This window comes from Brevundimonas naejangsanensis DSM 23858, from assembly GCF_000421705.1.
Taxonomy (GTDB): domain Bacteria; phylum Pseudomonadota; class Alphaproteobacteria; order Caulobacterales; family Caulobacteraceae; genus Brevundimonas; species Brevundimonas naejangsanensis.
This window is the reverse complement of sequence record NZ_ATXN01000002.1, coordinates 305,799-318,223: the sequence shown is the minus strand read 5'-3', so window position 1 is coordinate 318,223 and position 12,425 is coordinate 305,799. Positions and strand designations below refer to the sequence as shown.

The 12,425-nt window shown below is 63.2% G+C and carries 12 protein-coding genes and 1 tRNA gene; 7 read left to right on the top strand and 6 right to left on the bottom strand.

Annotation, left to right across the window (positions count from 1 at the left end):
• Positions 1-26 precede the first annotated feature (26 nt).
• From H556_RS0101760 to H556_RS0101730, 7 genes are all read left to right on the top strand, one after another.
• Positions 27-554, top strand: coding sequence for a ubiquinol-cytochrome C chaperone family protein (locus H556_RS0101760; protein WP_024352809.1), 528 nt, complete (start codon positions 27-29; stop codon positions 552-554).
• On the top strand, positions 551-1,084 hold the full coding sequence (locus tag H556_RS0101755) for a YceD family protein (RefSeq protein ID WP_024352808.1): 534 nt from the start codon (positions 551-553) through the stop codon (positions 1,082-1,084). Before H556_RS0101760 ends, H556_RS0101755 begins: the two co-directional genes overlap by 4 nt.
• Positions 1,085-1,181: 97 nt before the next feature.
• On the top strand, positions 1,182-2,264 hold the full coding sequence (gene plsX / locus H556_RS0101750; RefSeq protein ID WP_272866960.1) for a phosphate acyltransferase PlsX: 1,083 nt from the start codon (positions 1,182-1,184) through the stop codon (positions 2,262-2,264).
• Positions 2,261-3,238, top strand: a complete 978-nt coding sequence (locus tag H556_RS0101745; RefSeq protein WP_024352806.1) for a beta-ketoacyl-ACP synthase III — start codon at positions 2,261-2,263, stop codon at positions 3,236-3,238. Before plsX ends, H556_RS0101745 begins: the two co-directional genes overlap by 4 nt.
• Positions 3,239-3,306: 68 nt before the next feature.
• Positions 3,307-3,615, top strand: coding sequence for an integration host factor subunit alpha (locus H556_RS0101740; protein WP_003169453.1), 309 nt, complete (start codon positions 3,307-3,309; stop codon positions 3,613-3,615).
• A gap of 5 nt (positions 3,616-3,620) precedes the next feature.
• A complete protein-coding gene (locus H556_RS0101735) occupies positions 3,621-4,037 on the top strand; it encodes a MerR family transcriptional regulator (protein ID WP_024352805.1) in 417 nt (138 codons plus the stop codon).
• Positions 4,038-4,109: 72 nt separating this feature from the next.
• Positions 4,110-4,186: transfer RNA gene (locus tag H556_RS0101730), tRNA-Pro, on the top strand.
• Between the two features lie 93 nt (positions 4,187-4,279).
• On the opposite strand, the gene H556_RS0101725 is transcribed toward H556_RS0101730, so the two are convergent.
• The 6 genes from H556_RS0101725 to H556_RS0101700 all read right to left on the bottom strand — a co-directional run bounded on the left by H556_RS0101725 (position 4,280) and on the right by H556_RS0101700 (position 12,115).
• Entirely contained in the window at positions 4,280-7,306 is a 3,027-nt protein-coding gene (locus H556_RS0101725; RefSeq protein ID WP_024352804.1) for a DUF3857 domain-containing protein, read from the bottom strand.
• Positions 7,307-7,648: 342 nt separating this feature from the next.
• Positions 7,649-8,020, bottom strand: a complete 372-nt coding sequence (locus H556_RS0101720) for a hypothetical protein (protein WP_024352803.1) — start codon at positions 8,018-8,020, stop codon at positions 7,649-7,651.
• 253 nt (positions 8,021-8,273) lie between these two features.
• Positions 8,274-9,305, bottom strand: coding sequence for a TniQ family protein (locus tag H556_RS0101715; RefSeq protein WP_024352802.1), 1,032 nt, complete (start codon positions 9,303-9,305; stop codon positions 8,274-8,276).
• Positions 9,295-10,185 carry a TniB family NTP-binding protein gene (locus H556_RS0101710; RefSeq protein ID WP_024352801.1) on the bottom strand — a complete coding sequence of 297 codons (891 nt, stop codon included), beginning with the start codon at positions 10,183-10,185 and terminating at the stop codon, positions 9,295-9,297. Before H556_RS0101710 ends, H556_RS0101715 begins: the two co-directional genes overlap by 11 nt.
• Complete coding sequence (locus H556_RS15530) at positions 10,182-11,795, bottom strand: DDE-type integrase/transposase/recombinase (protein WP_024352800.1); 1,614 nt, start codon at positions 11,793-11,795, stop codon at positions 10,182-10,184. The genes H556_RS0101710 and H556_RS15530 overlap by 4 nt, the downstream gene beginning before the upstream one ends.
• Entirely contained in the window at positions 11,792-12,115 is a 324-nt protein-coding gene (locus H556_RS0101700; protein ID WP_155802398.1) for a hypothetical protein, read from the bottom strand. The genes H556_RS15530 and H556_RS0101700 overlap by 4 nt, the downstream gene beginning before the upstream one ends.
• Positions 12,116-12,425 lie beyond the last annotated feature (310 nt).

Here is a 12,425-nt window from a genome sequence, read left to right as displayed (position 1 = left end):
CGGCGGAAAAGGGGCCGTGAAATCCTATGTTCAAGACACTCTTCAAGCGCCAGACGCAAGATCGCCATGTCCAGGCCCTGTACGCCCTGGCCGTCGAACAGGCCCGCCAGCCTGATTTCTACACGCGGCTGGGCGTCGCGGACCGCATCGACGCGCGTTTCGAGCTCTACACCCTGCATGTGCTGCTGCTGTTCGTGCGGCTGAAGCAAGATGGCGAGCGCGGCGCGGACCTGTCCCAGAAGCTGTTCGACGCCTATGTGTCGGCGTTGGACAACGTGTTGCGCGAACTGGGCGTGGGCGATGTCTCGGTGGGCAAGAAGATGCGCAAGCTGGGCGAGGCCCTCTATGGCCGCATGAGCGCCTATGAAAAGGCGCTGAGGGCAGGGGATCACGAGGGGCTTCAGGCCTCGATCGCCCGCAATGTCTTTGAGAGCGAAGACGCCGCTGCAGGCGCCGCCCTAGCGCGCTACACGATTGATTCGTACGAACAGCTGGCCCGACAGTCGTCGGCCGCCGTGGAAAAGGCGCCGGACTGGGCGAAGATCGTGGCATGACCCTTCCGGCTCTTCCCTATAGCGATCCCATCCGCCTGCATCAGGTCGGCGTCTCCCTGACACGGCGGCTGGAGCCTGATGACGCTGCGCGGCAACGCATCGCGCGCGCGCTGGACCTGAAGTCGCTCGACCGATTCGTCGCCGAGATGGAGCTCGTGCCCACGGTGTCGGGGTGGCGCATGGATGGCCGGGTCCAGGCCGAGGCCGTTCAGGCCTGCGTTCTGACGCTGGAGCCGCTGCCTGTCGCCATCGACGAACGATTCTCGATCAATCTGACTGAAACGGCGCCTGAGGTTCAGGCGAACGAGGAAGGCGAGATCGATCTGGAACTGGACGACGACTCCGCTGACCTGGTGGAAAATGGCCAGATCGACCTGGGCCAATACGCTGTCGAACAGTTGGCCCTGCACCTGGATCCCTATCCTCGCAAGGAAGGCGCGGTGTTCGAACAGCCGCCGGAGCCCGGTGAAATCTCGCCCTTCGGCGTGTTGAAAACGCTGAAGCCTGGCGGGCAAACCGACAAGAGTTGACCTAAGGTCGCTCAAGCCTCATCCACGGTGCGACATTTTCGTCCGATCGCCCTAAACTGAAGCGCCGCGGCAAGACGGCGACGGAGTCGATTTTCACTTGGCATCACCGATACTGATCTCGCTCGACGCCATGGGCGGGGACCATGGACCATCCGTCGTCGTCGGAGGCGTGAAGGACTACATCGCCCGTTACGGCGGCGAAGGCGTTCGTTTTCAACTGCATGGCGATGAGGCGGCCATTCGCGCGGAGGTCGCCCGCAACGGCCTTCCGGCTGATGTCTGCGAAATCCGCCACACGGACAAGGTCGTGGGCATGGACGAAAAGCCCGCCCAGGCCATGCGCCGGGGCAAGGGCTCCAGCCTGTGGAACGCCATTGAGGCGGTCAAGCTCGGGGAGGCGCAGGCCGCCGTATCGGCCGGGAACACTGGCGCCCTGATGGCCATCTCCAAACTGTTGCTGCGCATGGCCGTGGATGGGCTGGAGCGGCCTGCCATCGTCGCCAGTTGGCCGACGAAAAGAGGCTTCACCGCCGTTCTGGACGTCGGCGCCAACATCGGCAGCGATGCGCGCCAACTGGTTGAGTTCGCCATCATGGGCGAGGCTTTCCAATCGGCCGTCCACGGCGTCGCCAAGCCCACGGTCGGGATTCTGAACGTCGGCTCTGAGGAAATGAAGGGCCATGATGAGGTGCGCGAGGCTCACGCCGTCCTGCGCACAGATGCGGTGCCCGTGAACTATACCGGCTTCGTCGAAGGCCACGACATCGCCGCAGGCACGGTGGACGTGGTGGTCACCGACGGCTTTACCGGCAATGTCGCGTTGAAGACGGCCGAGGGTACGGCGCGCTTCATTTCCGGCCTGCTCAAGGAGGCTCTGACCTCCGGCCCCATGGCCAAGATGGGCGCCCTGATCGCCATGCCGGCCCTGAAGAGAATGGCGCGCCGCATCGATCCCAGCAGCGTCAACGGCGGCCCCCTGCTGGGCCTGAACGGCATCGTGGTGAAGAGCCACGGCGGCGCCACAGCCGAGGGTTATGGAAACGCCATCCGCGTAGCTGTCGATCTGGCCCGCAGCGACTATCTGACGAAGGTCAGCGCCAATTTCGCGCGTCTGTCGGCCGTGCTGGATACGGCTGAGGCTGCGCCCGACGAAGAGCAAACAGGAGAGATCCAGTCGTGAGCGTTATCCGCAGCGTCGTCACCGGAGTCGGCTCCTTCCTGCCCGAACAGGTGGTCACTAACGCCGACCTGACCAAAATCGTCGAAACCTCCGACGAGTGGATCGTCGAGCGCACCGGCATCCGTCAGCGCCACAAGGCTCGCGACGACGAACCGACCAGCGACCTGGCCGTCAAGGCCGCCGAGCGCGCCCTGGCCGACGCCGGCAAGACGGCGGCGGACGTCGACCTGATCATCGTCGCCACCACCACGCCGGACCAGACCTTCCCCGCGACCGCCGCCATCGTCCAGCGCAAGCTGGGCGCGCCGGTCGGCATCGCCTTCGACATTCAGGCGGTCTGCTCGGGTTTCGTCTACGCCATGAGCGTGGCCGACGGCTTCGTCGCGCGCGGTCAGGCCAAATGCGCCCTGGTCATCGGCGCCGAGGAAATGACCAAGCTGATGGACTGGACGGACCGCACCACCTGCGTCCTGTTCGGCGATGGCGCCGGCGCCTTCGTGCTGGAACCGGGCGAAGGGCAGGGGACCAAGGACGATCGCGGCGTGCTGGGCTTCGCCCTGCGCTGCGAGGGCGCCAAGTCCGACATGCTCTATGTCGACGGCGGCCCGGCCACGACAGGCACGGTCGGCCATCTCCGGATGCTGGGCAACCAGGTCTTCCGTCACGCCGTGGTTAACATCGCCGAGGCCATCACCGCCGCCGCCGAGGTGGCGGGCGTGGACATCCCCGAAATCGACTGGTTCGTGCCGCACCAGGCCAACCAGCGCATCATCAAGGGCGTCGGCGATCGCCTGGGCCTGGACGAAGACAAGGTCATCTCGACCGTCGCCATGCACGCCAACACCTCGGCCGCCTCCATCCCTCTGGCGATGGACGTCGCCATCAAGGACGGACGCATCAAGAAGGGCGATCTGGTGCTGGTCGAGGCCATGGGCGGCGGCCTGACGTGGGGCGCATGCGCCTTCCGATTCTAGATTCTCATTGAGGGCTTTGATTTTCATTCATTTTGCCCTTCAATGCCCCGCCATTGGAAAGCGGGGAGATGCCAGTGTCCCAGACCCTTACTCGGGCTGATCTGTGCGAGGCCGTTCACGAAGAGGTCGGCCTGTCGCGCCAGGAATGTTCCGGCATGGTCGAACGGACGCTTGAACTGATCGTTGAGTCGCTTGAAAGCGGCGAGACGGTTAAACTGTCCGGCTTCGGCGTCTTCCAGGTGCGCGAAAAGCGCGCTCGCATGGGGCGCAACCCCAAGACCGGCGAACCCGCCGCCATCAACCCCCGTCGCGTCATCAGCTTCCGGGCCTCTCAGATCATGAAGGGCCGGGTGCACGACGCCGTCGTAGAGACCTGAGTTCATTGGCCAAAAGCCCCAGCGCCTTCCGCACGATCTCCGAAGCCGCCGAAGAAGTCGGCGCGCCTCAGCATGTTCTGCGCTTCTGGGAGACGAAGTTCGATTTCATTGTCCCGGTGAAGCGGGCGGGCGGACGGCGTTTCTATCGCCCGGATGATGTGATGGTGCTGAAGGCCGTTCGACGTTTGCTGCATGACGAGGGCCTGACCATTCGCGGCGTCCAGCGCCTGGTCAAGGATCAGGGCTTGGCGCGCGTGGCCGCCTATGGCGACCCGGGCGCAACGCTGGAAATTGATTCGGGCCTTTCACCTGCGCCGGACGCCCCAACGGTCTCGTCAGCACCTGATCATGAGCGATTGACGCGGGTTTTAGCCGAGTTGGAAGCGGCGCATGCGCGGCTTGAGGCGGTTCTGCGCCGATAGGGCGGAAGTTGTTGTCGATAATGCGTTTTAGGGTTTGCGGAGCGACAAACCCCCGTCTATACGGAGCGCCTTCGGAGCGTGGCGCAGCCTGGTAGCGCACTTGACTGGGGGTCAAGGGGTCGCAGGTTCGAATCCTGTCGCTCCGACCATTTCAGGCTTTGGCCTGATCTATGGTTTGACGGGCGGCTTCGCATCAGCGGGGCCGCCCGTTCCGTATCTGATGACCGTGATCCATCGGCGCCCTAATCGTCCAGGCGAACGCTCATCATGAGGCTGTCGTAGTCCTCGCTCGCTTTCGAGTCCGAGGCCGACGCCGCAGCCATAAGCGCCTCTCCTTCAGAGGATCGCCCTGTAGTCTTGAGCATCTTGCCCAGACCGTATTTGGCCTTCGAACTCGAAGGATCCAGTTCCGTCGCCGTACGATAGGCGTCCAAGGCCTCGCCATTGCGATCCTGGAGGAAGAGCAGATATCCGCGCCTCATGTGAAGAGGGGCGTCGTCTCCCTTCCGCTCAATGGCCCGATCACACATTTCCAGTGCGAAATCGCGGCTATGCCGCATCAGGGACTGCGACACGCAGGCTTGAGCGGGGTCATCAAGGTTGATGCGGGTCAATTGTTTGAAGCGAGCCATATCGGTCGCCGCGCCCTTGCTATCCCCCTGCTGTTCACGAACAACGGCGCGATCAATCAGCAGGGCAGGGAAGTCGTTTTCGATCGCCAGGACGTCGGTAAGGATGGCCTCGGCCTTGGCAGGATCGGAGCCCTTGAGACTGGACGCCGCAACCTGCGCCATGCCGATGAACATCTGAGCCTTGGCGTCTGGATGGCCGACAGCTTCGGCCATCAAGCCGGCCTGTTGGTAGGCCTCTGCGGCCCGCCCCATCCTGAGCAGTTGGTTCGCCAGAGCGACCTTGGCGCTATGATCCTCCGGCTTCATAGCGACGATCCGCTCCAGATCAGCCAAGGCGCGTGACGACTGTCCCATCCGTTCGTAAGCGGCGGCGCGACGGTAGAGGGCATGCGTGTTTTCGGACCACGAGCGTAAGGCGCCCGTAAAGGCCAACACCGCTTCCAGGTCGTCCTCTTCTAGCTCGGCCAGGCGACCCTTCGCATGAAACAGGATGGTCTCATTAGGATCGGCGGCATCGCTCGCCGCGATATCGGCGCGGGCTTTGTCCAGATCGTTCAACGCCAGATAGGCGAGGGCGCGATTGGCCAGGGCGTTGGCATGGGGTGTCGGAAAGCCCGCAATGGCCACATCGAACTGGGCGATGGCGGCGACATGGTCCCCCTCGTCAAGAAGAGCGTAGCCGCGACGCAGGGCCGTCTCCGGGTCGCCCTCCGGCGCTGCAGTCAGGGTTTCCCTGTCCGACGCCGTTAGGGTGTAGCTCCGCTTCACCCGCATGGTGGCCTTCAAGTCCTTGAAGCTGTCCATACCGGCCTGTTCAGCCGCGATTTCCGCCGCAGTGGCATAGGGGCGCAAGGTGATCGAGCCCCGATCCGTCTCCAGTCGGTTGCCGTTGCGTTGAACGGTGCGGAAATATCGGGTGGCGCCAGCCTCGACTTCATAGGGCTCGACCGACAGATCAACATCGTCTCGGCCTTCAGGCAGGATGACGGTCGTGCGGAATGAGGACGAACTCGGGAAGGACTTATGGTAATCGGCGTCCTTGAACCTCGTATTCTTATGCGGCTCAAAGCCTTTCCAGGTGACATGGGCCAGAGGGATGTCGACCGGGCCGTCCGTCCAGTCAAAGGCGACGCGCGCCGTGGCGCTGGCCACAAATTCATGGGTGTCTTCAAGATACCGCCATTGGCTTTCGAGATCGGAAACCTGCCCATAATCCTTGAACAGATTGGTCCAGCGCTCGTCATACAGACGGGTCACCTCGGCGGCAGGCAATTGTGCAATCCCGGCCTGCATTTCCGTCGCTCTGTCGCTGCGACTGATATTAGTCATCGTAACGTGCGCGGGACTATGAACGCCGGCGGTGAGATCAATCTCGACATGGAGGGCGTTGATCGGGCGCGGCGGTAGTCTGAGCGGGATTTGCTCCAGGCGAGCCTGTTCCACGATGGGCAGGACGTACTCGTAAACCAGCGGAGCATCCGGCGTCAGGCTACGGTCGCCTATACGCGCTCCGTCCATCAAATAGGTCTCGCCGCCGATGCGCGCCTTTACGATCACATGATCGAATGCGCTGACCATCGGCAGATACTGATCGAGCGGCAGATTCTGTGAGGAAACGAGCACTGGGACCGCATCCACGCCCAACTCTCTCAGCAAGGCGACCAGCAGAACCGTTTTACCTTTGCAGTCGCCCTGACGCCTTGCCCATACATCACTCGCCGAGTTCGGCAGCCAGCCGCCTTCGCCAAGCGTCAGGGCCATATAGCGGACTTCATCCTGCACCAGCCGCAGGGCAGCCAAGGCGCGAGCTTCCGGAGTGGCGTCCTCGGACCTTATCCGCGCCAGATGCGCGGCCAGATCGGCCGCGTCGGGCAGGGCGCTGGCCTGATCATATGCAGTGCGGATATGATCCGTGATAGCGCTCCACTGCGGAGTGCTGCTGATCTGCCATGCATAGTTTGGAAGAGAGCGAGGCGCGATGGCGTCTGGATAGGCTTCTCCCTCGACGTCGGTGATGCGATGGGCAAGAAACTTGAATCCATTCCGCTCAGTCATCGCTGGAACGGCGGCATGACGCCCGGCGCGTGTCTGAACCTTCATGGACGCCGGCCAACTGACGGTGGTCTCGGCTAGATCAACGGGAAGCTGCGAAAGGGGATAGATCAGATTTTCCAGCGGGTTGTCGAAAATATCGAACTGTGTTTGGAAGGAGTAGGCGAAGTCTATGGTGTCGCCGACGCGGATGTCAGGATTCACCAGAACGCCGGTTAGAACGCCATTGATCTGCAGCGATTGCTCAAGCGCCGCCTCGCGACGCAGAATGGTGAAATCAGCCTTGTCCAGGATATCATGGGTTTCACCCGCGCGGATAATGCGCGCGTGGTGAACGGTCGGCGTCTGCAGGGCCGGGTTCCATTCCAGCGCCAGTTGCGAAGCCTGCTGCAACCCCAATGGCGCCAGCACCTTCAGCCGCATACGGACATAGGTTTCGCTATGGTCGCCAAAGGCCCGCACATGGCTTTCGACCACTTCGTAGCGGATGTGTTGAGATGGATTGTCCGCCTGGTTCGACAGATGCGGCGAAATGCTGGGTATCCAGTCGGGCGCAGGCCCTCGAAGAATGACTTCGCCCGCCATGGCGGAAGAGCTTAACAGCCAAGCCGCACCAGCTAGAATCCACCTGTTTCTCAAAGCGTTCTTCCTGTCCGAATTTCACCGTAATCTAGGTAGCAGCCTAGGTGGCGTCGGAACAGGGCTGTAGCTTCAAGCTCATTCCTGAAGCCATATTTCGCATAATATATCTTAGACGTAATAGATGCTTCTCATTAGTGTGTCGGTTTTCTTGTCGCTGAATTCATTCCTTGAGATTCTCACCGCCGCGGTCCCTTCTCACAGGGTTTGCGTTCCGATTTGCGAGCGTTGAACGAAATGCTGCGACTCGTTGTGGGCGCAGTTTCGGTGGCCAGCCTGGCATAGAGCTCAGGCGGCGGCGGCGCTGGGAGGCGCTTCGCCCAAGTGCAGCAGCACTGCGGTGTAAATGATGTCGCTGATGATGACGTCGCGGTCTTCGGCGATGGCCCGAACGCGCTTCGCTAGTGGCCTCGGCACGACCAGCGAGGTCGACGGCGACGACGTCGGGCCCGCGATCAACCCGTTCTTCCATCGATCGATCTCGTTCTCCACGAACTCACCCACGACATCCGTATAGAGGTCAGCGGCCGTCCTGCCCTCGTCTCGGGCCTTGGCCTTCATTCGCTTGTGGGCCCATCGCGGGATGCGCATCGAAAGGTTCGTGCGCGGCACCTCCCAATCGGCGGCCTGTTCAGCTCGGGTCGATTCTGGTTCAGTCATCGGCAAACTCCCTGCTTTGTCGAGAGAATCGCTGATTGGGGACTCCGCGTCTAGTCGCGCCCGTCAATACGCTTTCAGCATTCGTCAGTGTGCTGCATCTCCGCTCGCAGCATTTGCCGGGCGGCCAGGTCGGGCTCGTGGGATGTGCGATACTGCCCTTGCGGGTCTTCTTCCAAGTGCTCGGTTCAGGCCGCGATGATCTCGGATATCAGCGAATGTCGGCGTCGTCCCAACGTCCGACCGGCCTCCAGATCTAATTTAGGCCGGCCAAGGCTGCGAGTTGCTCCGCTCTCGACCATCGAGCGCGCATGTCCTCGGACCAGTCTTTGGCTCGCCGGCGCAGCTGGTGAAACGGCTGCGCTGGCAAGGCGACAGCGAGCAAGCCAAGCGGATCCATGCCGCAATCGGCGATCACTCGACGGCGGCCCTTGGGCACCACCACTGCGACGACACGAGAGAACCAGTCGCCCAGCACTTCCCGCTCTTGATGATACCCGGGCGACGGCCAGCGCAAAGCAATGGCCGCCCGGGCGAACAGAAGACGGTCGGCCGGATCTAGCCCTGTCATGAGCCCGTCAGGCAAGGTCAGCGCCATTGGCGCGATGTGCCGGTCTCTGCGCGGCTGTTCGAAGAGGGTGAGCGCCGCTCCCCGGCCCAGTGCGAAGTTCATCTGCACCGACAGGGCGTCGACCAGATCGCGGATTTCACCGACCAGAGTCTCCAGGTCCGGCGAAGCCGGTTTCGCGGGATCGACCAACGAGGCGGCCAGCAGGAAGCTGTCGAGGGGCTCTTTGCGCACGCACGTCAGCCCATGGTCCTGTCGGGGCAAGGCGACGTCCATGGGAAGCATGGCCATCGCTTGCAGGTCGGTCGGTATCTGCAGCGGCGATCGGTGCTTGAGGCAGACGGTAGAGAGCGGGTGAACCCACGCGACACGCAGATGGGGTGCCCTCCCCGCCTCGACGTCCTCCGTCAGGCACGCTGGACATACGCGCCAGTCCAACTCACCACGCACCGGCCTGTCCAGGCTGGTCAACAGCGGGTGCACCGCTGCGCGGACGCGATCGAAATCAACGGCGGTTCGCCGGCCGATCTGGGTGACAGTTGAATCGGACGGCGCGTGGTCGACCAGCTGGACAGCGCAGCCGATCTCGTCCCCTACGTGATCAAGGTCGAGGAGATGCGCTCTGGCGATGCGGGCTAGCCAGGACGATAGCGCCTCCCCCTTCTCTGGCGCGACCCGCGGAAAGGACAGGGTCGCGGCGTGAGGACGATCAAATCCCATTTTCAAGCCGCTCGCCCCTGAGCGCGACCGCCTCCAGCAGGTTGGTGGAGAGGTGTTCGCTCCCATCCCGGATCGCGGCCCGCGCGCAGCGCTCCAACATCGTCAGCATCCTGCCGCCGGTCGGGCCGCAGAGCTGCAGGAGCAACTTCATGAAGGCCCGGTCGACGACCGTTGGGCGGCGCAGCGGGAAGAGCGCGATGCGCTGTCGAACGACGTCCACGACCCAGCTGTGCTTCTTGTCCCACGCCGGCAGGGCGACCACTTCGAACCGCTGGGCAAGGTGTTCATCCGAGTACACGAGCGCCTTGGACTCGCGAGAGCCAAAGCCAGCGATCGAAAGGCTCAGCTCATTGGACAGGTATTTGAGTGTGTTCAGCACGACCTGCTGGGCGCTGGCACGCTGGATCAGCGCGTGCTGGAGCTCATCGATGATCAAAAGGCGGGTGCGGCGCTGGCGCAGCTGGTTGACGACCATGGCGCGCAACTTCGCCGTCGTCGTGTTCGGAGCGCTCGCTCCGATCGAGGCGAGGATCTCCAGATAGAGCCGTTTCTCATCGACGGTCGGCGGCGCCTGGATGACGACGACGCCGTCCCGCTCGGCTTCGGATCGCGACACTCTGCCGGCATACAGGGCCATGAATCGGGCGATGATCGCGGTCTTTCCGTAGTTCGGCGGAGCATGGACCACGATTGATGGCGGCCGTTGGCGTTGCGGCAGATCGATCAGTTCGAACAAACGGGTGATGACATCCTCGCCCGGCGGGTAGGTGATCCACCAATCGCTCGAAATTAGGGAGAGGCGAGCTTCATCGGCGCTGAGAGCGCTCGCCTTAACTCGATCGTCCAGGTGGGCGAACGGATCAGTTGCCTGGTCGGTCACAGCACGCCTCCCCAGCTGTCATCCTCGTCTTGTGCCGGCGGGGCCTCGGTAGCGCTGCGGGCATGGCGGAGCCGCTCCACCGCCTGACGGGCGATGCGGGAGCTGATGGCTTCGCCATGAAGAAGCTCCTCCGCCTTCTCCCTGGCGGCGCGCGCAAGAATGCCTTCAACCGGCGCGCCCAGAACCCGGGCAAGCCGGCGTGCATACTTGTAGAACCAGAGCGTCGGATGGCGCCCGGAATAGTCGGGTAACCGATAGCGAACCGGCGTCCAGCGCCCCTTCGCCGTCTCCAGATGGAGAACGCTCAAGTTTCGCGGATCGTATTTCAGGCGCGCCTTGCCACGCCCTTCCGCGTAGGCGAGCGTGGCGTCCTCCGAGGCATACTCCTCGCCAAAAGCCTTCAGGCCGGTGCGAGTAAGGGTGCGGGTGATTTCCGGGAAGAGATCGATCCGGAAGCCCTCTGGATCCTCAGGTCGGCGCGGATGGAGCCCGGCCGTCTTCCGATCCCACGCCTCCAAGGGCGTACAGCCCAAGGCGCTGTGCACGGTGTTATGGTAGACGCCGAGGATCTGGTGGGCGAACCAGAGCTCGAGCTGATCGATATCCAGCGCCGCTCCCTTGCTGGCGTCGTAGTCGCCGCGAGCCTTCGGGTTCCCCTGCGTCGCCCCTGGCAACATCTTGCACTTGCCCATCATGGTGCCGATCAGTCGCTCGATGTGGCCGCCCCAGTGGGCCTTCCCGGCCGCACGCAGGAACGTTTCGACGCCCTGGTTGGCCAGCGCCCTTTCGAAGGCGCGCGACTGGAACTCACCGGCGCGGTCGGAATGGACAAGCTTGGGCAAGCCCTCGACAGGCCAGCGATAGTCGAGCCCCAGCTGTTTCAGCCAAGGTCCCTTGTGCTGCACCGCCTGGTCCAGGGCCGTACCGGCTCTCAGTATTGAGGGCGGTTCGAGCGACACGTAGAAGCCGACGACCATCCGGGTCGCAACATCAATGATGACTGTCAGCCACGGCCGGCCGACGGGTTTGCGACTTTCTTTGTGAACGATGATGACGTCGGCTCGCGTGTGATCGATCTGCCAGCAGTCCCAGGGGGTCTCAATCTGGTAGCTTCCTGGCCGGGCGGTTGCGGCCTCGCGTGCTTTGCGCCCATTGCGCCGACCCTCGACCGTCGCCCGCTTCATCTTCAGCAAACGGCGGCGGATTGTCGGGTATCTCGGCTCGGGCAGGTCCAGCTTGGCGCAGGCCGCACCGATCACCCTGGTCGTATCCGTTAGGGGCGGCTTGTTTGGCGACAGGTAGTGACTGGTCAACGCTTCGGCGATGACCGCCTCAACATGGGGATGCAGGCGGCTGCGGCCCTTGGGAAAGCCGCCCTTCCGGCCGACCAGGTCCCGGATGGTGGTCCTCCCCTCCCCGCGCGCGCGTTGAAGATCCCGGTAGACCGTCGCGCGGCTGACGCCCGCGCGTTCGGCCGCCAATTCGACCTCGAAAACTGTGTGGTCACGCGTCGCCAGGTCGGCGATGCCGCGGGCCCGGGCCGCCAGCTGCGCGAACTGCTCCTCGGACAGCATCTCCAGGTCGCCACCGGTCAAGGCTGGGTCGCTCATGCCGCGGCCGCCTCTGGCCGGACGGGCTCAAACACCGTGGTTGAGCCCAGGATCCTCTGAGTAGGCTGATGGCCGACGGTGACGAGCCACCCGGTACGAGCGCCTTCGACGGAGACATCAAGCTCGGCGGCAACCACATGCCAGTCGTCCAGGTCCACCTCTTCCTCGGCGGCCTCAAGGAGCTCGCAGATCAACTGCTCGGTAGCGACGAGGACGCACTCCGGAAGACCGGCCAAAGGGTCATGGGAACGCGAAGCTTCAGATTCTTGAGAAGACGGCAGTCGGGTCACGGTCATGTCCTCCAGTGAATGGAAGGACATCTCGGACTCCAAAGATGGCAGGCCGCAATCTGGCGGTATGCCGTCCGGCGAGCTATTGGCGCGCGCGAAATAACCTACGCGCCATGCAAGGACTCAACTTAAATAGCACGGATTTCGGCATGTATCAACTTCGCGTGAGAGTCCTCAGCGATGTCGCATATCGCCTGATCGGTAGATGATCGCCGTGTCACAAACGGTCGTTTCTGACACACCCCTCCCCCGCCGACCCGAGTTCGCGTCACGGCAAGGCCGGGCTTGTGTCGAAACCCTGTCGCTGATTCTATGCGTCGCTTCCGGACGCTCTGACGGG

Excerpts from the sequence above, each read along its gene's own strand:
- H556_RS0101760 (WP_024352809.1), top strand. The coding sequence starts at position 27 with ATGTTCAAGACACTCTTCAAGCGCCAGACGCAAGATCGCCATGTCCAG.
- H556_RS0101755 (WP_024352808.1), top strand. The coding sequence starts at position 551 with ATGACCCTTCCGGCTCTTCCCTATAGCGATCCCATCCGCCTGCATCAG.
- H556_RS0101740 (WP_003169453.1), top strand. The coding sequence starts at position 3,307 with ATGCCAGTGTCCCAGACCCTTACTCGGGCTGATCTGTGCGAGGCCGTT.
- H556_RS0101725 (WP_024352804.1), bottom strand. The coding sequence starts at position 7,306 with ATGGCGGGCGAAGTCATTCTTCGAGGGCCTGCGCCCGACTGGATACCC.
- H556_RS0101720 (WP_024352803.1), bottom strand. The coding sequence starts at position 8,020 with ATGACTGAACCAGAATCGACCCGAGCTGAACAGGCCGCCGATTGGGAG.
- H556_RS0101715 (WP_024352802.1), bottom strand. The coding sequence starts at position 9,305 with ATGGGATTTGATCGTCCTCACGCCGCGACCCTGTCCTTTCCGCGGGTC.
- H556_RS15530 (WP_024352800.1), bottom strand. The coding sequence starts at position 11,795 with ATGAGCGACCCAGCCTTGACCGGTGGCGACCTGGAGATGCTGTCCGAG.
- H556_RS0101700 (WP_155802398.1), bottom strand. The coding sequence starts at position 12,115 with ATGTCCTTCCATTCACTGGAGGACATGACCGTGACCCGACTGCCGTCT.